General features: G+C 71.5%; 15 protein-coding genes and 1 pseudogene. 7 read left to right on the top strand and 9 right to left on the bottom strand.

Annotated elements, in window-relative coordinates; all coding sequences use genetic code 11:
• Positions 1 to 125: 125 nt before the first annotated feature.
• Genes pgl through tkt form a run of 5 tightly spaced genes read right to left on the bottom strand, consistent with a single transcriptional unit; the run spans position 126 to position 6,812 of the window.
• On the bottom strand, positions 126 to 911 hold the full coding sequence (gene pgl, locus ACFW6P_RS24735) for a 6-phosphogluconolactonase (protein ID WP_386358374.1): 786 nt from the start codon (positions 909 to 911) through the stop codon (positions 126 to 128).
• Positions 908 to 2,047: a glucose-6-phosphate dehydrogenase assembly protein OpcA gene (gene opcA, locus ACFW6P_RS24740; protein WP_386424816.1), complete on the bottom strand. Its 1,140-nt coding sequence runs from the start codon at positions 2,045 to 2,047 to the stop codon at positions 908 to 910. Before opcA ends, pgl begins: the two co-directional genes overlap by 4 nt.
• Positions 2,044 to 3,567: a glucose-6-phosphate dehydrogenase gene (gene zwf, locus ACFW6P_RS24745; RefSeq protein ID WP_386358377.1), complete on the bottom strand. Its 1,524-nt coding sequence runs from the start codon at positions 3,565 to 3,567 to the stop codon at positions 2,044 to 2,046. The genes opcA and zwf overlap by 4 nt, the downstream gene beginning before the upstream one ends.
• A gap of 4 nt (positions 3,568 to 3,571) precedes the next feature.
• Complete coding sequence (tal, locus tag ACFW6P_RS24750; RefSeq protein WP_386424819.1) at positions 3,572 to 4,690, bottom strand: transaldolase; 1,119 nt, start codon at positions 4,688 to 4,690, stop codon at positions 3,572 to 3,574.
• Positions 4,691 to 4,724: 34 nt separating this feature from the next.
• Positions 4,725 to 6,812, bottom strand: coding sequence for a transketolase (gene tkt / locus ACFW6P_RS24755; RefSeq protein ID WP_386358380.1), 2,088 nt, complete (start codon positions 6,810 to 6,812; stop codon positions 4,725 to 4,727).
• Positions 6,813 to 7,194: 382 nt separating this feature from the next.
• Here tkt and ACFW6P_RS24760 point away from each other — a divergent pair, with 382 nt between their 5' ends.
• The 3 genes and pseudogenes from ACFW6P_RS24760 to ACFW6P_RS24770 form a co-directional block, all read left to right on the top strand.
• Positions 7,195 to 8,112, top strand: coding sequence for a heme o synthase (locus tag ACFW6P_RS24760; RefSeq protein ID WP_386358462.1), 918 nt, complete (start codon positions 7,195 to 7,197; stop codon positions 8,110 to 8,112).
• Positions 8,113 to 8,170: 58 nt separating this feature from the next.
• Positions 8,171 to 8,503 (top strand): hypothetical protein, encoded by a 333-nt coding sequence (locus ACFW6P_RS24765; protein WP_386358382.1) that lies wholly within the window; start codon positions 8,171 to 8,173, stop codon positions 8,501 to 8,503.
• A 109-nt stretch (positions 8,504 to 8,612) separates the two neighbouring features.
• A pseudogene (locus tag ACFW6P_RS24770) lies at positions 8,613 to 9,674 on the top strand (amidohydrolase family protein); the annotation flags it as partial.
• Between the two features lie 50 nt (positions 9,675 to 9,724).
• Here ACFW6P_RS24770 and ACFW6P_RS24775 read toward each other — a convergent pair.
• The 4 genes from ACFW6P_RS24775 to ACFW6P_RS24790 form a co-directional block, all read right to left on the bottom strand.
• Positions 9,725 to 10,747: a heme A synthase gene (locus ACFW6P_RS24775; RefSeq protein ID WP_386424822.1), complete on the bottom strand. Its 1,023-nt coding sequence runs from the start codon at positions 10,745 to 10,747 to the stop codon at positions 9,725 to 9,727.
• A gap of 58 nt (positions 10,748 to 10,805) precedes the next feature.
• Positions 10,806 to 11,522 (bottom strand): ABC transporter permease, encoded by a 717-nt coding sequence (locus ACFW6P_RS24780; RefSeq protein ID WP_386424862.1) that lies wholly within the window; start codon positions 11,520 to 11,522, stop codon positions 10,806 to 10,808.
• A gap of 142 nt (positions 11,523 to 11,664) precedes the next feature.
• Entirely contained in the window at positions 11,665 to 12,588 is a 924-nt protein-coding gene (locus ACFW6P_RS24785; RefSeq protein ID WP_386358386.1) for an ABC transporter ATP-binding protein, read from the bottom strand.
• Between the two features lie 31 nt (positions 12,589 to 12,619).
• Positions 12,620 to 13,465 (bottom strand): aminoglycoside N(3)-acetyltransferase, encoded by an 846-nt coding sequence (locus ACFW6P_RS24790; RefSeq protein WP_386358387.1) that lies wholly within the window; start codon positions 13,463 to 13,465, stop codon positions 12,620 to 12,622.
• A 160-nt stretch (positions 13,466 to 13,625) separates the two neighbouring features.
• On the opposite strand from ACFW6P_RS24790, the gene ACFW6P_RS24795 reads away from it, so the two are divergent.
• From ACFW6P_RS24795 to ACFW6P_RS24810, 4 genes are read left to right on the top strand one after another with little or no spacing between them, the layout of a single operon-like run.
• Complete coding sequence (locus tag ACFW6P_RS24795; RefSeq protein WP_386358389.1) at positions 13,626 to 14,378, top strand: helix-turn-helix transcriptional regulator; 753 nt, start codon at positions 13,626 to 13,628, stop codon at positions 14,376 to 14,378.
• Complete coding sequence (sufB, locus tag ACFW6P_RS24800; protein ID WP_386358391.1) at positions 14,375 to 15,796, top strand: Fe-S cluster assembly protein SufB; 1,422 nt, start codon at positions 14,375 to 14,377, stop codon at positions 15,794 to 15,796. Before ACFW6P_RS24795 ends, sufB begins: the two co-directional genes overlap by 4 nt.
• A gap of 57 nt (positions 15,797 to 15,853) precedes the next feature.
• Positions 15,854 to 17,074 carry a Fe-S cluster assembly protein SufD gene (sufD, locus tag ACFW6P_RS24805; protein ID WP_386358393.1) on the top strand — a complete coding sequence of 407 codons (1,221 nt, stop codon included), beginning with the start codon at positions 15,854 to 15,856 and terminating at the stop codon, positions 17,072 to 17,074.
• A complete protein-coding gene (locus tag ACFW6P_RS24810; protein ID WP_386358395.1) occupies positions 17,071 to 17,388 on the top strand; it encodes a non-heme iron oxygenase ferredoxin subunit in 318 nt (105 codons plus the stop codon). The genes sufD and ACFW6P_RS24810 overlap by 4 nt, the downstream gene beginning before the upstream one ends.
• The last annotated feature ends 6 nt before the right edge of the window (positions 17,389 to 17,394 follow it).

Below are 17,394 nucleotides of genomic sequence, written 5' to 3' on the forward strand. Positions count from 1 at the left end.
CTCCGGGCCGGGCCCTGGGGGGGGGGGGGGGGGGGGGGGGGGGTAGACCGGTGACCCCCCGCGCCGCGGCTCCCCCCGCGCCCCGCTGGCGCCCCCCCGGCTTGGGCGGAGAGGGGCGCGCGTGGTCAGGCGGACGCCGGCGGATACAGCGACCGCGGAAGCTGCGAGGCCGCCGCCGCGTCCAGCAGCCACAGCGTGCGGCCGCGGCCGTACGCGCCCGCCGCCGGGGCCTGGATCTCGCCCGCGCCCGAGAGGGCGATCGCCGCGGCCCTGGCCTTGTCCTCCCCGGCCGCGAGCAGCCACACCTCTCGGGCGGCGCGGATCGCCGGGAGGGTCAGCGTGACCCGCGTCGGCGGCGGCTTGGGCGCGCCGTGGACGCCCACGACCGTGCGGTCCGTCTCGCGCACCGCCGGCAGCTCCGGGAACAGCGACGCGACATGCGTGTCGGGCCCCACTCCCAGCATCAGGACGTCGAACGCCGGGACGGGGCCGTGGTTCTCCGGGCCCGCCGACGCCGCCAGTTCCTCCGCGTACGCGGCCGCCGCCGCGTCCACGTCGTCGCCGTGCGGGCCGTCCGACGCGGGCATCGCGTGCACCCGCTTCGGATCGAGCGGCACCGCGTCGAGCAGCGCCTGCCTGGCCTGGGTGACGTTGCGGTCCGGGTCGCCCTCGGGCAGGAACCGCTCGTCGCCCCACCACAGGTCCAGCCGGCTCCAGTCGACGGCGTCCCTGGCCGGGGCGGCCGCCAGCGCGGCCAGCAGGCCGTTGCCGTTGCGGCCGCCCGTCAGGACCACCGACGCCGAGCCCCGGGAGGCCTGCGCGTCCACGATCCGGGTGATCAGCCGGGCCGCCGCGGCCTGCGCCATCAGCTCCTTGTCGCGGTGGACGACCAGCTGCGCTGCCGTGCTCACTTCGGCGCCTTCCGTACCGGTTCCAGCCTGGACGGCTCCTGCGTCACCGGCGCCTGCGCCGCCGCTTCCGCAGCGGGTGCTTGCGCAGCCTTCCCGGCGGGAGCGGGGAGGGGGAGCCGGTCACTTCTGGGATCGCCCCGCTCTCCTTTGGCCACCGGCTCGTCGCCGGCCGGGGACTCGTCGGACACCGGCTGCGCCGGAGCCGACCAGGAGGACTTCAGCCGGTCCACCCCGTACCGCAGGGCAGACGCGTACGTGTCGTCCGGGTCCAGGCGCCGCAGCTCCTCCGCGATCAGCTCCGCCGTGTCGCGCCGCTTGAGCGCCACCGCCCGGTCGGGCTGGCCCTCGATGGACAGCGTCGCCAGGGAGCCGTCGGCCCGGTCCAGGTTGATCGGGCCGCAGTTGGTGACCATGCGCACCGCCGTCAGGCCCGGGCCGCTGGACAGCGAGCGCTTGACGGGCACGTCCAGCCGGTCCGCGAGCCACATCGCCAGCAGCTCGCAGCTCGGGTTGAACTCCTCGCCCTCCACCTCGACGGCCCGCACCTCGCAGGCCACCTGGTCGAGCGCCGCCGCCAGCATCGAACGCCAGGGCGTGATGCGGGTCCAGGACAGGTCAGTGTCGCCCGGGGTGTACGTCCGGGACCGGGTGGCCAGGTCCCGCACCGGCTGCTCGGAGGCGTACGTGTCGGTGACGCGGCGCTGCGCGAGGGCACCCAGGGGGTCCTTCGCCGGGTCCAGCGGCGCGTTCACCGGCCACCACACCACCACCGGGGCGTCCGGCAGCAGCAGCGGCAGCACCACCGACTGGGCGTGGTCGGCGACCTCGCCGTACAGCCGCAGCACCACCGTCTCGCCGGTGCCGGCGTCCGCGCCGACCCGGACCTCGGCGTCGAGGCGGGACTTCGTGCGGTCGCGCGGCGAGCGGGAGACACGCTTGATGACGACGAGGGTGCGCGAGGGATGCTCGTGGGCGGCGTCGCTCCCGGCCCTCAGCGCGTCGTAGGCGTTCTCCTCGTCCGTCACGATGACCAGCGTGAGCACCATGCCGACGGCCGGGGTGCCGATGGCCCGGCGGCCCTGCACCAGCGCCTTGTTGATCTTGCTGGCGGTGGTGTCCGTGAGGTCGATCTTCATGGCCGACGCCAGCTCCGTCCGTGTCGCTCGAGCATCTCGTCCGCCTCGACGGGCCCCCAGGTACCGGCCGGGTACTGGGCGGGCTTGCCGTTGTTGTCCCAGTACTCCTCGATCGGGTCGAGGATCTTCCAGGACAGCTCGACCTCCTCGGTGCGCGGGAAGAGGTTCGAGTCCCCGAGGAGCACGTCCAGGATGAGGCGCTCGTACGCCTCCGGGCTGGACTCCGTGAAGGACTCGCCGTACGCGAAGTCCATCGACACGTCCCGGATCTCCATCGAGGTGCCGGGGACCTTCGAACCGAAGCGGACCGTGACGCCCTCGTCCGGCTGGACGCGGATGACGATCGCGTTGGAGCCGAGCTCCTCGGTGGCCGTCGAGTCGAAGGGGGAGTGCGGGGCGCGCTGGAAGACGACCGCGATCTCCGTGACCCGCCGGCCCAGGCGCTTGCCGGTGCGCAGGTAGAAGGGGACGCCCGCCCAGCGGCGGTTGTCGATCTCCAGCTTGATCGCGGCGTAGGTGTCGGTCTTGGAGGAGTGGTCGATGCCGTCCTCCTCCAGGTAGCCGCGTACCTTCGTGCCGCCCTGCCAGCCGGCCGCGTACTGGGCGCGCACGGTGTCGCGGCCCATGTCCTTGGGCAGTCGCACCGCGCCGAGCACCTTGGTCTTCTCGGCGGCCAGCGCGTCCGCGTCGAAGGACGCCGGCTCTTCCATGGCGGTGAGGGCCATGAGCTGCAGCAGGTGGTTCTGGATGACGTCGCGGGCGGCGCCGATGCCGTCGTAGTAGCCGGCCCGGCCGCCGATGCCGATGTCCTCGGCCATGGTGATCTGCACGTGGTCCACGAAGGACCGGTTCCAGATCGGCTCGAACATCGTGTTGGCGAAGCGCAGCGCCAGGATGTTCTGGACGGTCTCCTTGCCGAGGTAGTGGTCGATCCGGAAGACCTGCTCCGGGGCGAACACCTCGTGGACGACCTTGTTGAGTTCCTCGGCCGACGCCAGGTTGTGCCCGAACGGCTTCTCGATGACCGCGCGCCGCCAGGACCCGCCGGTCTGGTCGGCCAGCCGGTGCTTCCTCAGCTGCTGGATGACCACCGGGAAGGCCGACGGCGGCACGGACAGGTAGAAGGCGAAGTTGCCGCCGGTGCCCTGTGCCTTGTCCAGCTCGTCGATCGTGGAGCGCAGCCGCTCGAACGCGTCGTCGTCGTCGAACGTGCCCTGCACGAAGCGCATGCCCTGGATGAGCTGCTGCCAGACCTCTTCGCGGAACGGCGTGCGGGCGTGCTCCTTGACGGCGTCGTGGACCTCCTGCGCGAAGTCCTCGTGCGCCCACTCGCGGCGGGCGAAGCCCACCAGCGAGAAGCCCGGCGGCAGCAGACCCCGGTTGGCGAGGTCGTACACGGCCGGCATGAGCTTCTTGCGGGACAGATCGCCCGTGACACCGAAGATGACCAGGCCCGACGGCCCCGCGATACGCGGGAGCCGTCGGTCCGCGGGGTCACGCAGCGGGTTGCTGCTCGACACCTGTTCAGCCCTCCGAGGGGGCGAGGCGCTGGAGTTCGGCCTCGGTCGACTTCAGCAGGTCGGTCCAGGAGTCCTCGAACTTCTGGACGCCTTCCTCCTCCAGCAGCCGCACCACGTCGTCGTACTTGATCCCGAGCTCCTCGACCGCGTCGAGGTCGGCGCGGGCCTGCTCGTACGTCCCGGCGACGGTGTCGCCGGTGATCTGGCCGTGGTCCTCGGTGGCCAGCAGGGTGGCCTCCGGCATGGTGTTCACCGTGTTCGGCGCGACCAGCTCGGTGACGTACATGGTGTCGCTGTAGGTCTTGTCCTTCACACCGGTCGACGCCCACAGCGGACGCTGCTTGTTGGCGCCGGCCTTCTCCAGGGCGTTCCAGCGGTCCGAGGAGAAGACCTCCTCGTACGCCTGGTAGGCCAGGCGGGCGTTGGCGACGGCGGCCTTGCCGCGCAGGGCCTTGGCCTCGGCGGTGCCCAGCGCGTCGATCCGCTTGTCGATCTCGGTGTCCACGCGGGAGACGAAGAACGACGCCACGGAGTGGATCTGCGACAGGTCCAGGCCGCGCTCCCTGGCCTTCTCCAGGCCCTCCAGGAACGCGTCCATGACCAGGCGGTAGCGCTCCAGGGAGAAGATCAGCGTGACGTTGACGCTGATGCCCAGTCCGATGGTCTCGGCGATGGCCGGGATGCCCGCCTCGGTCGCCGGGATCTTGATGAGGGTGTTGGGCCGGTCCACCAGCCAGGCGAGCTGCTTGGCCTCGGCGACCGTCGCCCGCGTGTTGTGCGCCAGACGGGGGTCGACCTCGATCGAGACCCGGCCGTCCTTGCCGCCGGTGGCGTCGAAGACGGGCCGCAGGACGTCGGCGGCGTCACGGACGTCCGCCGTCGTGATCATGCGGACGGCCTCTTCGACGGTGACCTTGCGGGCGGCGAGGTCGGTCAGCTGCGTGTCGTATCCGTCGCCCTGCGAGATCGCCTTCTGGAAGATCGACGGGTTGGTGGTGACGCCCACGACGTGCTGCTGGTCGAGCAGCTCGGCGAGGTTGCCGGACGTGATCCGCTTGCGCGACAGGTCGTCCAGCCAGATCGCGACGCCCTCCTCGGAGAGGCGCTTGAGTGCGTCTGTCATGGAAATTCCATCTCCTACGTGTCGTATGTGAGCGTCAGCGCTGGGCTGCGGCGATAGATTCCCGGGCGGCGGCGGCCACGTTCTCGGCGGTGAAGCCGAACTCGCGGAAGAGCACCTTGCCGTCGGCCGACGCACCGAAGTGCTCCAGGGAGACGATGCGGCCCGCGTCTCCCACGTACTTGTGCCACGTCAGACCCACGCCGGCCTCCACCGCGACCCGGGCCCGCACGGACGGCGGCAGGACGCTGTCCCGGTACCCCTGGTCCTGCTGCTCGAACCACTCCACGGACGGCATGGACACCACACGCGTGGGCACGCCGGCGCCCTGGAGCTGCTCGCGCGCCTCGACGGCGACGTGCACCTCGGAACCGGTGGCGATCAGGATGACCTCGGGCTCGCCGCCGTCGGCCTCGAACAGGACGTACCCGCCCTTGGCCGCGTCGTCGTCGGGCTCGTAGGTCGGCACGCCCTGCCGGGTCAGCGCCAGGCCGTGCGGCTGGCCCTTGCCGAACTCCTTCGTCCAGCGGCGCAGGATCTCGCGCCAGGCGACGGCGGTCTCGTTGGCGTCGGCCGGGCGCACGACGTTCAGGCCCGGGATGGCGCGCAGCGACGCGAGGTGCTCGACCGGCTGGTGCGTGGGGCCGTCCTCGCCCAGGCCGATGGAGTCGTGCGTCCACACGTACGTCACCGGCAGGTGCATCAGCGCCGACAGCCGCACCGCGTTGCGCATGTAGTCGGAGAACACCAGGAACGTGCCGCCGTAGATCCGGGTGTTGCCGTGCAGCGCGATGCCGTTCATCTCGGCGGCCATCGCGTGCTCGCGGATACCGAAGTGGATCGTGCGGCCGTACGGGTCCGCCTCCGGCAGCGGGTTGTCCGCCGGGAGGAAGGAGCTGGTCTTGTCGATCGTGGTGTTGTTCGAGCCGGCCAGGTCCGCCGAGCCGCCCCACAGCTCGGGGATGACCCCGCCGAGGGCCTGCAGCACCTTGCCGGAGGCGGCACGCGTGGCCACGCCCTTGCCCACCTCGAAGACCGGGATCTTCTCCTCCCAGCCGGCGGGCAGCTCACCCTTGGCGATGCGGTCGTACTCGGCGGCGCGCTCGGGGTTGTTGTCCCGCCACTGCTGGTAGGCCTTCTCCCACACCGCGCGGGCCGCCTGGCCCCGCTCCAGCGCCTTGCGGGTGTGCGTGATGACCTCGTCGGAGACCTCGAAGCTCTGCTCCGGGTCGAAGCCCAGGACGCGCTTGGTGGCGGCGACCTCGTCGTCGCCGAGCGCCGAGCCGTGCGCGGCCTCGGTGTTCTGCGCGTTCGGCGCCGGCCAGGCGATGATCGAGCGCATCGCGATGAACGACGGCCGGTCCGTGACGGCCTTGGCCCGCTGGATCGCCTCGTAGATCGCGGCCGGGTCCAGGTCGCCGTTCTCCTGCGGCTCGACGCGCTGCACGTGCCAGCCGTAGGCCTCGTACCGCTTCACCGTGTCCTCGGACACGGCCGTCTCGGTGTCGCCCTCGATCGAGATGTGGTTGTCGTCCCACAGCAGGATCAGGTTGCCGAGCTCCTGGTGGCCCGCCATCGACGAGGCCTCGGCGGAGATGCCCTCCTGGAGGCAGCCGTCGCCGGCGATGCAGTAGACGAAGTGGTCGAACGGGGACTCGCCCTCGGCGGCCTCCGGGTCGAACAGACCGCGCTCGTAGCGGGCGGCCATCGCCATGCCCACCGCGTTGGCGACGCCCTGGCCGAGCGGCCCGGTCGTCGTCTCCACACCGGTCGTGTGCCCGTACTCCGGGTGGCCGGGGGTCTTCGAGCCCCAGGTGCGGAAGGACTTCAGGTCGTCCAGCTCCAGACCGAAGCCGGCCAGGTAGAGCTGGGTGTAGAGGGTCAGGGACGAGTGTCCCGCGGACAGCACGAAGCGGTCCCGCCCGACCCAGTCGGCGTCCGCCGGGTCGTGCCGCATCACCTTCTGGAAGAGGGTGTAGGCGGCAGGCGCCAGGCTCATCGCCGTACCCGGATGGCCGTTACCGACCTTCTGTACGGCATCGGCGGCCAGGACACGCGCGGTGTCGACGGCCCGCTGGTCCAACTCGGTCCACTCGAGGTCTGTCGTGGTCGGCTTGATGCTCACCCTGGGTCAGGGCTCCTCTCCACATGTCGGATGCCGGTGTATCGGGGCGCCCACCGGCCGCAGTCGAGCCTACCCCCGTGGGACGTGCGTTCTTCCGGGTCGCTCCGGAGTGCAGGGAGTCATCCGGATCCGCGCACGATGGGGCCGTACCGCGTTTCGACAGGTGAATACGGAGCGGCTCATCCGGGTGCTCAATCGAGCTCGCCGCCGCCCGTCGGAAGCCGTCCGCCAACACGGGAGGACCCCCGCGAATGTCCGACTCTGGGCAACGTCTAAAGTGGCGTGGTACGCGCGAGCCCTTACCGGGACTTCACACGGTGGGGCTCGCTGGACTGTCTCTGTAGGGGTGTGCGTGACGGCCGTTGAATCCCGTCCAGCGGGGATGCTCGGGACGGACCAGAGCCCGGCCCACCGGCCGTTCGGGGCCCGTGTGATGGCGTTCGTGGCTCTCACCAAGCCGCGGATCATCGAGCTGCTCCTGATCACCACCGTGCCGGTGATGTTCCTGGCGCAGCAGGGGGTGCCCGATCTGAAGCTCGTGCTGCTGACCTGCGTCGGCGGCTACCTGTCCGCGGGCGGCGCCAACGCCCTCAACATGTACATCGACCGCGACATCGACGCGCTGATGGACCGCACCGCGCAGCGCCCGCTGGTCACCGGCATGGTCAGCCCGCGCGAGTGCCTCGCCTTCGGCATCACCCTGGCGATCACCTCCACCCTGCTGTTCGGCCTCACCGTGAACTGGCTGAGCGCCTGGCTCGCCCTCGGCGCGCTGCTGTTCTACGTGGTCGTCTACACGATGATCCTCAAGCGCCGGACCTCGCAGAACATCGTCTGGGGCGGCATCGCCGGATGCCTGCCCGTGCTGATCGGCTGGTCCTCGGTCACGAACTCGATGTCGTGGGCGCCGGTCATCCTGTTCCTCGTCATGTTCTTCTGGACGCCGCCGCACTACTGGCCGCTGTCCATGAAGGTCAAGGAGGACTACGCGCGCGTGGGCGTGCCGATGCTGCCCGTGGTCGCCTCCAACAAGGTCGTCGCCAGGCAGATCGTGCTCTACAGCTGGGTCATGGTCGCCGTCTCGCTCCTGCTGACCCCGCTCGGCTACACGGGCTGGTTCTACACGGTGGTCGCCCTGCTGGCGGGCGGCTTCTGGCTCTGGGAGGCGCACGGCCTGCAGAACCGCGCGAAGGCCGAGGTCACGGGCGCGAAGCTGAAGGAGATGCGCCTGTTCCACTGGTCGATCACCTATGTGTCGCTGCTCTTCGTGGCGGTCGCGGTCGACCCGTTCCTGCGCTGACGCAGGTCACACCGCCCTGCTCTCGCGCGTCGATCTACTCGTGAGTAGCATTCTGGTCATGGCAGACACGCAGCAGGCAGACCCGAAGGCCGAGCGCAAGGTGGCCCGGCTCGCCAGGCAGATCACGTCCTTCTCCAAGGCCCACGGCGGTGCCGAGGGCCAGGTCGCCTACCTCGGTGAACGCGGCGCCCGCATCGTCCTCGTCGGTGAGGACGGCACCTGGGGCGACCTCGTGGCCCCCTCCTACGAGATCGCCGGGAAGGCCGTGGAGAAGTCGGGTGTCACCCGCCACGAGGCCTTCGACGGCGACTTCGCGGCCAAGGTGAGGACCGGCCCCTACGAGTGGTCGCGCATGGCCGGGATCCAGGTCGGCGGCCCCAAGAACACCTGACCCTCCCGGGAGCGCGGGCAACCGCATCCGGATCGCACCCGCCGGACACACCCCGCCACCGCCCCACCCCGGGAACGCGACCTCGAAGCCGGTTCACCCGTGAGGGCCCGTGAGAACGGCGGGGTCCACGCCGGGGAGCCCGGGTGATCGAAACGCCGTCCCTCGTGGACCAGTACTGCCACGGAGTGCTCCGCACCGGTCTGGGCCTCGGCACCTTCGAGGCCCACCTCGCGCAGTTGAGGGAACGCCGGCGCCCGGCACCTCGGCCTTCGACACGCAGACCGGCTTCGCCGTCAGACGCTGGTGCCCGCCCCTGATCGGCCTCGACCGCACCGCCCGCCCGCTCCCCGGCCCGCCGACGCGAACTGGGCGTCCAGGAGTCCGGCCGCCGGCTGCTGCGCGGCAGCGGCATCACGACGTACCAGGTCGACGCCGGCCTTCCCGGGGACCTCACCGAGCCCCCCGAGCCGGCCTCGGCCGCGGACGCCCGGGCCCACGAGGTCGTCCGCCTCGACCTGCTCGCCGAGCAGCTCGCCGACACCTCCGGGACCGTGGAGTCCTTCCTCGCCAACCTCGCCGAGTCCGTGCACGCCGCCGCGCACGCCGTCGCCTTCACCTCCGTGGCGGGACTGCGGCACGGCCTCGCCCTCGCGCCGGAGCCGCCCGGGCCGAGGTACGGGGCGCCGCCGGCCGCCGGCTCGCCGGGCGGGAGGCCGACGGGGAGCTGAACGACCCCGTGCTGCTGCGCCACCTGCTGTGGAGCGCCGTCGCCGCGGGGCTGCCGCTCCAGCTGCACGCGGGGCTCGGTGCGCCGGGGCTGCGCATCGACCGTACGGACCCGCTGCTGCTGACGGACTTGCTGCGGGCCACCGCCGGCCTCGGCACGGACCTGGTCCCGCTGCACGGCTACCCGTACCACCGCGGCGCCGCGCACCTGGCCGGTGTCCTGCCGCACGTCCACGTCGACCGCGGGGCGGCCCTGGTGCGCACCGGCGCCCGAGCCGCGACCGTCCTCGCCGAGGTCCTGGAGCTGGCCCCGTTCGGCAAGATCCTCTTCTCCACCGGCGCCCGGGGGCTGCCCGAACTGCACGTGGTGGGCGCCCGCCTCCTCCGCGAGGCCCTCGGCCGGGTGCTCGGCACCTGGGTCGCCGAGGGCGCCTGGTCCCTGACCGACGCGCAGCGGGTGGCGGGCGTGCCGGCCTCGGGCAACGCGCGCCGGGTCTACGGGCTGGACCAGGCCTTGCTCAGTGTGGTGTCGGGGGAGGGGCCGGGCACCTCGGCGGTGAGCTGCGGCCGCTCGCGCAGTGACAGCACCACGAGCAGCACCCAGATCCACATCACGGCCGATCCGAGCATGTGCAGCCCGACCAGCACCTCCGGCAGGTCCGTGAAGTACTGGACGTAGCCGATGGCGCCCTGCGCGAGCAGGATCACGAACAGCTCGCGGGTGCGGTCCAGCGGGCCCTTGGGCGCGTCGACCGCCTTCAGTACGAACCACAGGGCGAACGTCAGCGTCACCACGATCCACGCCAGCACGGCGTGCAGCTTGCTCACCGTCTCCCAGTCGACCGGTATCCGCGGGACCTCGCTGGAGTCGCCCGCGTGCGGGCCGGCGCCCGTGACGACCGTGCCGACCAGGATGAGGAGCACGGACGCCGCCACCAGGAACCAGACCAGCTGCTGCACGGCCTTGCCGACCAGCGGACGCGGGGCCCCGTCGCCCTCGCCGGCCCGCTGCCACATGACCGTGGCGACCGCGATCAGCGCGGAGGTTGCCACGAAGTGGGCCGCGACCGTGTACGGGTTGAGACCGACCAGCACCACGATGCCGCCGAGCACCGCGTTGCTCATCACGATCCAGAACTGCGCCCAGCCCAGCCGGGTCAGGCTGCGGCGGAACGGCTTCTGCGAGCGCGCGGCGACGATCGCCCAGCCGACGGCGGCGCACAGCACGTACGTCAGCAGGCGGTTGCCGAACTCGATGGCGCCGTGCACGCCCATCTCGGCGGTGGAGGCGAGCGAGTCGCTGGTGCACTTGGGCCAGGTCGGGCAGCCCAGGCCCGAGCCGGTCAGCCGCACGGCACCGCCGGTGACCACGATGATCACCGACATCACGAGTGCGGACAGGGCCGCCCGACGGACCGTCCGGGGGTCCGGGGTCCAGCGGTCGGCGATGAAGGCGAGCGGATTGCGCACGGCCGCCACCACGGCGTCGGCGCGGGTCACGTTTGGCACGCCGACCATCGTAGGCCGCCCGCTTGTGCATGCTTTCACGAGGGTCGTGATCGCGCGCGTGCCCGGCTCACTCCCAGCGGAAGAGGCGTCCGGCCGCCGCCAGGCCCACGACCGCCCAGGCCGCCAGGATCCCCAGGTGGCCCCAGGGCATCGTGGCCCCGTCCCGGAGCACGTCCCGCAACCCGTCGGACAGCGCGGCGACGGGCAGCAGGCCGAGCACGTCCTGGGCGGCGGAGGGGAACTTCTCCAGCGGGACCACGACCCCGCCGCCGACGAGCAGCAGCAGGAACACCAGGTTCGCCGCGGCGAGCGTGGCCTCGGCCTTCAGGGTCCCGGCCATCAGCAGGCCGAGCCCCGAGAAGGCCGCCGTACCGAGGACCAGGAGCAGCAGCACGGCGAACGCGTTGCCGTGCGGCGACCAGCCGAGCGCGAAGGCGATCGCCGTGAGCAGGATCACCTGGAGCACCTCGGTCGCCAGCACCGACAGCGTCTTCGCGGTCATCAGGCCCCAGCGCGGCAGGGGCGAGGAGGCGAGCCGCTTCAGGACGCCGTAGCGGCGCTCGAAGCCGGTGGCGATCGCCTGGCCGGTGAACGCCGTCGACATCACCGCCAGGGCGAGGACGCCGGGCGTGAGGAAGTCGACCGCCTCGCCGGACCCCGTGTCGACGATGTCGACGGTGCTGAACAGGACCAGCAGCAGCGTCGGGATGACGACGGTGAGCAGCAGCTGCTCGCCGTTGCGCAGCAGCATCTTCGTCTCGAGGACGGCCTGGGCCGCGATCATGCGGGACAGGGGCGCGGCCCCCGGCTTCGGCGCATAGGTGCCGGTGGCGGTCACGAACGCGGCTCCTTACGCGTGGGCTCCGGGCTGTGCCTTTCCGGGAGCCGGCCCCCGGAACCCCGGCCGGTCTCCGTGCGGACCGCGATCATGAGCGCAACTCCTTGCCCGTGAGCTCCAGGAAGACGTCTTCGAGGGTGTGCCGTTCCACCGAGATCCTGTCCGGCATCACCCCGTGCTGGGCGCACCAGGAGGTGACGGTCGCGAGGAGCTGCGGATCGACCTTGCCGGCGACCCGGTAGGAGCCCGGGGTCAGCTCGGCTGCCGAGCAGTCGGCGGGCAGGGCCTTGAGCAGCGAGCCCACGTCCAGTCCGGGCCGGCCGGAGAAGCGGAGGGTGTTCTCGGCGCCGCCGCGGCACAGCTCCTCCGGGGAGCCCTGCGCGATGACCCGGCCCGCGTCGATGATCGCCACGTCGTCGGCGAGCCGCTCGGCCTCGTCCATGTAGTGCGTGGTGAGGATCACCGAGACGCCGTCTGCGCGCAGGTCGCGGACCAGGTCCCAGGTGGCGCGGCGGGCCTGCGGGTCGAGTCCGGCGGTCGGCTCGTCCAGGAACACCAGCTCGGGGCGCCCCACCACGGCCATCGCCAGGGCGAGCCGCTGCTGCTGGCCGCCGGACAGCCGCCGGTACGTCGTCCGGCCGCAGGATCCGAGCCCCAGGCGCTCGATGAGCGCGTCCACGTCGAGGGGGTGCGCGTGCAGCCTGGCCACGTGCCGGAGCATCTCGTCGGCGCGGGAGCCGGAGTAGACGCCGCCGGACTGGAGCATCACGCCGACGCGGGGCCGCAGCTCGCGGGACTGGCGGACCGGGTCGAGGCCCAGGACGCGCACCGTACCGGAATCCGGCTTCCGGTACCCCTCGCAGGTCTCGACCGTGGTCGTCTTGCCCGCCCCGTTGGGGCCCAGCACGGCGGTCACGCCCTGGCGTGCCACCAGGTCGAGTCCGTCCACCGCGGTCTTCGTGCCGTACCGCTTCAGCAGGGCCTGGACCTGGACCACGGGCTCACTTCGCATGGGTCCAGAGTCTAGGTACGCCGCCGGAGTCTCAGACCCGGGGGTCCCCGGGCGCCCGGGTGGCCGGGGGCGGAGGGTGCGGGAGTTCCTCCTCACGGGGCCGGTGCACCGCCAGCCACCGCTCGGCGTAGGCCACCGCGTCCGCCACCGGGAACAGCCGAGCCTCGGCCGCCCCGACCTTGCCGCGTACGACGGGCCGGTCCCGCTCGAAGTCGTAGCCCAGCTCGTCGAAGCGGTCGGAGCTGATCGACACCTCGGTCACGGTCTCCCAGCCGCCGGGTCCCGGTCGTCCCACCGCGACGCGCGGGGACGGTATGCGGTACTCGGCGAGGTGGAAGCTGGTGCAGGAGGCGTATCCGGCGCCGAGCAGCAGGACCCGGGCCCCCGTCGCCTCCAGGGTGGCGAGCGGGCTGCGCTCGCCGAGCCGGCAGTCGGGCGCGTGTCCCTCCACCACCTGTGCCGCGCGCGGTCCGAGCGCCGCGAACGAGGTCTGCGGGTGCGCGCTGCGCAGGGCGCCGGGCCAGGTGCGGACGGTCTCCGGCACGACGCCGACCCCGAGCGAGGGCGTGATCCGCGGGTCGTAGGCGGGCATCGAGGCGCGGATGTCCGGCCACCACTGCGGCGGCACGGGCGGGTTGCTCCACAGGGACGGGTCGGAGAGGTGGCCGGTCTGTGTGGGCACCACCAGCGTGCCCTCGGGGCCGAGGGCGTCGAGCAGTCCGAGTACCACCGCGACGGGACCGCCGCTCACCCAGCCGAGGGAACGGAGCGAGGAGTGCACGAGGAGCGTCTCGCCGGGCCGCACGCCCAGCTCGCCCAGCTGTTCGCGCAGGGTGTCCCGGGTGACGAGAGGGCCGGTGGGAGGGTGTGTGGACATGGTCCCGGAGTCTCCCCGAAGGAGCTTCCCCATGCCACCCCCTGATCGATCACCGATCGTCCCCGCAGGTCAGGTTAGCTTTACCTAAGTGATGCAGGGCACCGCCGGGTCCGTCGCTCGCGGCTTGCCCGGCCCGGATGAATTACGCAACAATGGCGTTGTGAAAAACGTCGGCGAGGCTCGGGAGACCCCCACGGGGACCCCGCAGGATGAGCTCGCGGCTGGGATGCGCTCGGACCGCTCGACGCGCAACCGGGTCGCGCGATCCATCCTGGACCACGGCCCGTCGACCGTCGCGGACCTCGCCGGGCGGCTGGGCCTCACCCAGGCGGCCGTGCGCCGGCATCTCGACGCCCTCACCGGCGACGGTGTCGTGGAAGCCCGCGACCAGCGGGTCTACGGCACGCGCACGCGCGGGCGGCCCGCCAAGGTGTTCGCCCTGACCGACTGCGGGCGCGACGCCTTCGACCAGTCCTACGACCAGCTCGCCGCGGACGCCCTGCGCTGGATCGCCGACCGCGAGGGCGGCAGCGAGGCCATCGCCGCCTTCGCCCGCGCACGGATCGCCGAGCAGGCCCAGGCCTACCGCTCGGCCGTCGAGTCTGCGCCCCCCGAGCGGCGCGCCGAAGCGCTGGCCAAGGCCCTGAGCGCGGACGGGTACGCTGCTACCGCGCGCAGCGCGCCCCACCCCCAGAAGGGTGAACAGCTCTGCCAGCACCACTGCCCGGTCGCCCACGTCGCCGGGCAGTTCCCCCAGCTGTGCGAGGCGGAGACCGAGTTTTTCGCCGAGCTGCTCGGTACGCACGTACAGCGGCTCGCCACCATCGCGCACGGCGACGGCGTCTGCACGACGTACATCCCCAAGATTTCCCACAACGCATCCGCTAGCACGGCCGGGAGGAACCCCGCATGACTCTCCCCACGGAGACTGCCCACCCTGAGCTCGAGGGCCTGGGCAAGTACGAATACGGCTGGGCCGACTCCGACACGGCCGGCGCCTCCGCCAAGCGCGGCATCAACGAGGACGTCGTCCGCGACATCTCCGCGAAGAAGAGCGAGCCGGAGTGGATGACCAAGCTCCGCCTCAAGGGCCTGCGCCTGTTCGAGAAGAAGCCCATGCCGAACTGGGGCTCGGACCTGTCAGGCATCGACTTCGACAACATCAAGTACTTCGTGCGCTCCACGGAGAAGCAGGCGGAGTCCTGGGAGGACCTGCCCGAGGACATCAGGAACACCTACGACAAGCTCGGCATCCCCGAGGCGGAGAAGCAGCGCCTCGTCGCCGGCGTCGCCGCGCAGTACGAGTCGGAGGTCGTCTACCACCAGATCCGCGAGGACCTGGAGGAGCAGGGCGTCATCTTCCTCGACACCGACACCGCGCTGAAGGAGCACCCGGAGCTCTTCAAGGAGTACTTCGGCACGGTCATCCCCGCCGGTGACAACAAGTTCGCCGCGCTGAACACCGCCGTGTGGTCGGGCGGCTCCTTCATCTACGTGCCGCCGGGCGTGCACGTCGAGATCCCGCTCCAGGCCTACTTCCGCATCAACACGGAGAACATGGGCCAGTTCGAGCGGACCCTGATCATCGTCGACGAGGGCGCCTACGTGCACTACGTCGAGGGCTGCACCGCCCCGATCTACAAGTCGGACTCGCTGCACTCCGCGGTCGTCGAGATCATCGTCAAGAAGAACGCCCGCTGCCGCTACACGACCATCCAGAACTGGTCGAACAACGTCTACAACCTGGTCACCAAGCGCGCCGTGGCGTACGAGGGCGCGACCATGGAGTGGATCGACGGCAACATCGGCTCCAAGGTGACGATGAAGTACCCGGCCGTCTACCTGATGGGCGAGCACGCCAAGGGCGAGACGCTGTCCATCGCCTTCGCCGGCGAGGGCCAGCACCAGGACGCGGGCGCCAAGATGGTCCACATGGCCCCCAACACGTCGTCCAACATCGTCTCCAAGTCGGTGGCGCGCGGCGGCGGCCGCACCTCCTACCGCGGTCTCATCGAGATCGGCGAGGGCGCCCCCGGCTCGAAGTCGAACGTCCTGTGCGACGCGCTGCTGGTGGACACCATCTCCCGCTCGGACACCTACCCCTACGTGGACGTCCGCGAGGACGACGTGTCCATGGGCCACGAGGCGACCGTCTCCAAGGTCTCCGAGGACCAGCTCTTCTACCTGATGAGCCGCGGCCTGAGCGAGGACGAGGCCATGGCGATGATCGTGCGCGGCTTCGTCGAGCCCATCGCCAAGGAGCTCCCCATGGAGTACGCGCTGGAGCTCAACCGGCTGATCGAGCTGCAGATGGAAGGCGCGGTCGGTTAGTTCCGGACCGATCCCCGTCAAGCCCCTACGCAACGGAAAGCGAGCACTACGACAGCCATGGCTGAGGCCCAGAACTCCCCCACCCTCGACTCCGCTCGGGCGGGAGGACCCCTACCGGTGGGCTCCACCACCACCGGCTCGATCGCGGTGGCGGCGGAGTCGACCGTCGCCACGCGCATGAGCGCGCCCCCCTCCTTCGACGTGGCGGACTTCCCCGTCCCGCACGGCCGTGAGGAGGAGTGGCGGTTCACCCCGCTGGAGCGCCTGCGCGGCCTGCACGACGGCACCGCCGTCGCCACCGGCAACGGTGTGAAGGTCGAGGTCCAGGCCCCCGAGGGCGTCATCGTCGAGACCGTCGGCCGTGACGACGCGCGGCTCGGCAAGGCCGGCACCCCGGTGGACCGCGTCGCCGCCCAGGCCTACTCCGCGTTCGAGAAGGCCTCGGTCGTGACCGTCCCCAAGGAGACCGTCCTCACCGAGCCGATCCGCATCGCGGTGCACGGCGAGGGCGGCACCGCCTTCGGCCACCAGGTGATCGAGCTGGGAGCCTTCGCCGAGGCCGTCGTCGTCATCGACCACACCGGCGACGCGGTGCTCGCCGCCAACGTCGACTACCTCCTGGGCGACGGCGCCAAGCTGACCGTCGTCTCCGTCCAGGACTGGGACGACAAGGCCGTCCACGTCGCGCAGCACAACGCGCTCGTCGGCCGCGACGCCTCCCTGAAGTCCGTCGTCGTCACCTTCGGCGGCGACGTCGTCCGGCTGCACCCGCGCGTGCGGTACGCCGGCCCCGGCGGCGAGGCCGAGCTGTTCGGCCTGTACTTCACCGACCAGGGCCAGCACCAGGAGCACCGCCTCCTGGTCGACCACAACGTCCCGCACTGCAAGTCCAACGTCGTCTACAAGGGCGCGCTGCAGGGCGCCGCCGCGCACGCGGTCTGGATCGGCGACGTGCTCATCGAGGCCAAGGCCGAGGGCACCGACACGTACGAGATGAACCGCAACCTGGTCCTCACGGACGGGGCGCGCGTGGACTCCGTGCCGAACCTCGAGATCGAGACCGGCGAGATCGTCGGCGCCGGCCACGCCTCGGCGACCGGCCGCTTCGACGACGAGCAGCTCTTCTACCTCATGGCCCGCGGCATCCCGGAGCAGGAGGCCCGCCGCCTGGTGGTCCGCGGCTTCTTCGCCGAACTGGTCCAGCAGATCGGCCTCCGCGACATCGAGGAGCGCCTGATCGCCAAGATCGAGGAGGAGCTGGAGGCAGCGGTCGCATGACCTTCGTACGCGTCTGTGGACTGGGCGAACTGGAGGAGGACACCCCGAAGCGGGTGGAACTCGACGGCACGCCCGTGTCCCTCGTGCACACGGACGGCCAGGTGTTCGCGATCCACGACATCTGCTCGCACGCGAACGTCTCCCTGTCCGAGGGCGAGGTCGACGACTGTCACATCGAGTGCTGGCTGCACGGCTCGCGCTTCGACCTCCGCTCCGGCAAGCCCGACGCCCTCCCGGCGACGCGCCCCGTCCCCGTATACCCCGTCAAGATCGAAGGGGACGACGTGCTCGTCTCCCTCACCCAGGAGTCCTGAGGCACC

This window comes from Streptomyces sp. NPDC058741, assembly GCF_042746715.1.
Taxonomy (GTDB): domain Bacteria; phylum Actinomycetota; class Actinomycetes; order Streptomycetales; family Streptomycetaceae; genus Streptomyces.

Bases quoted from the DNA above. Each gene is read 5' to 3' on its own strand.
- ACFW6P_RS24760 (WP_386358462.1), top strand. From the start codon at position 7,195: ATGCTCGGGACGGACCAGAGCCCGGCCCACCGGCCGTTCGGGGCCCGT.
- ACFW6P_RS24810 (WP_386358395.1), top strand. From the start codon at position 17,071: ATGACCTTCGTACGCGTCTGTGGACTGGGCGAACTGGAGGAGGACACC.
- ACFW6P_RS24775 (WP_386424822.1), bottom strand. From the start codon at position 10,747: ATGGTCGGCGTGCCAAACGTGACCCGCGCCGACGCCGTGGTGGCGGCC.
- tal (WP_386424819.1), bottom strand. From the start codon at position 4,690: ATGACAGACGCACTCAAGCGCCTCTCCGAGGAGGGCGTCGCGATCTGG.
- ACFW6P_RS24780 (WP_386424862.1), bottom strand. From the start codon at position 11,522: ATGATCGCGGCCCAGGCCGTCCTCGAGACGAAGATGCTGCTGCGCAAC.
- sufD (WP_386358393.1), top strand. From the start codon at position 15,854: ATGGCTGAGGCCCAGAACTCCCCCACCCTCGACTCCGCTCGGGCGGGA.
- ACFW6P_RS24790 (WP_386358387.1), bottom strand. From the start codon at position 13,465: ATGTCCACACACCCTCCCACCGGCCCTCTCGTCACCCGGGACACCCTG.
- sufB (WP_386358391.1), top strand. From the start codon at position 14,375: ATGACTCTCCCCACGGAGACTGCCCACCCTGAGCTCGAGGGCCTGGGC.
- opcA (WP_386424816.1), bottom strand. From the start codon at position 2,047: ATGAAGATCGACCTCACGGACACCACCGCCAGCAAGATCAACAAGGCG.
- ACFW6P_RS24785 (WP_386358386.1), bottom strand. From the start codon at position 12,588: ATGCGAAGTGAGCCCGTGGTCCAGGTCCAGGCCCTGCTGAAGCGGTAC.
- ACFW6P_RS24765 (WP_386358382.1), top strand. From the start codon at position 8,171: ATGGCAGACACGCAGCAGGCAGACCCGAAGGCCGAGCGCAAGGTGGCC.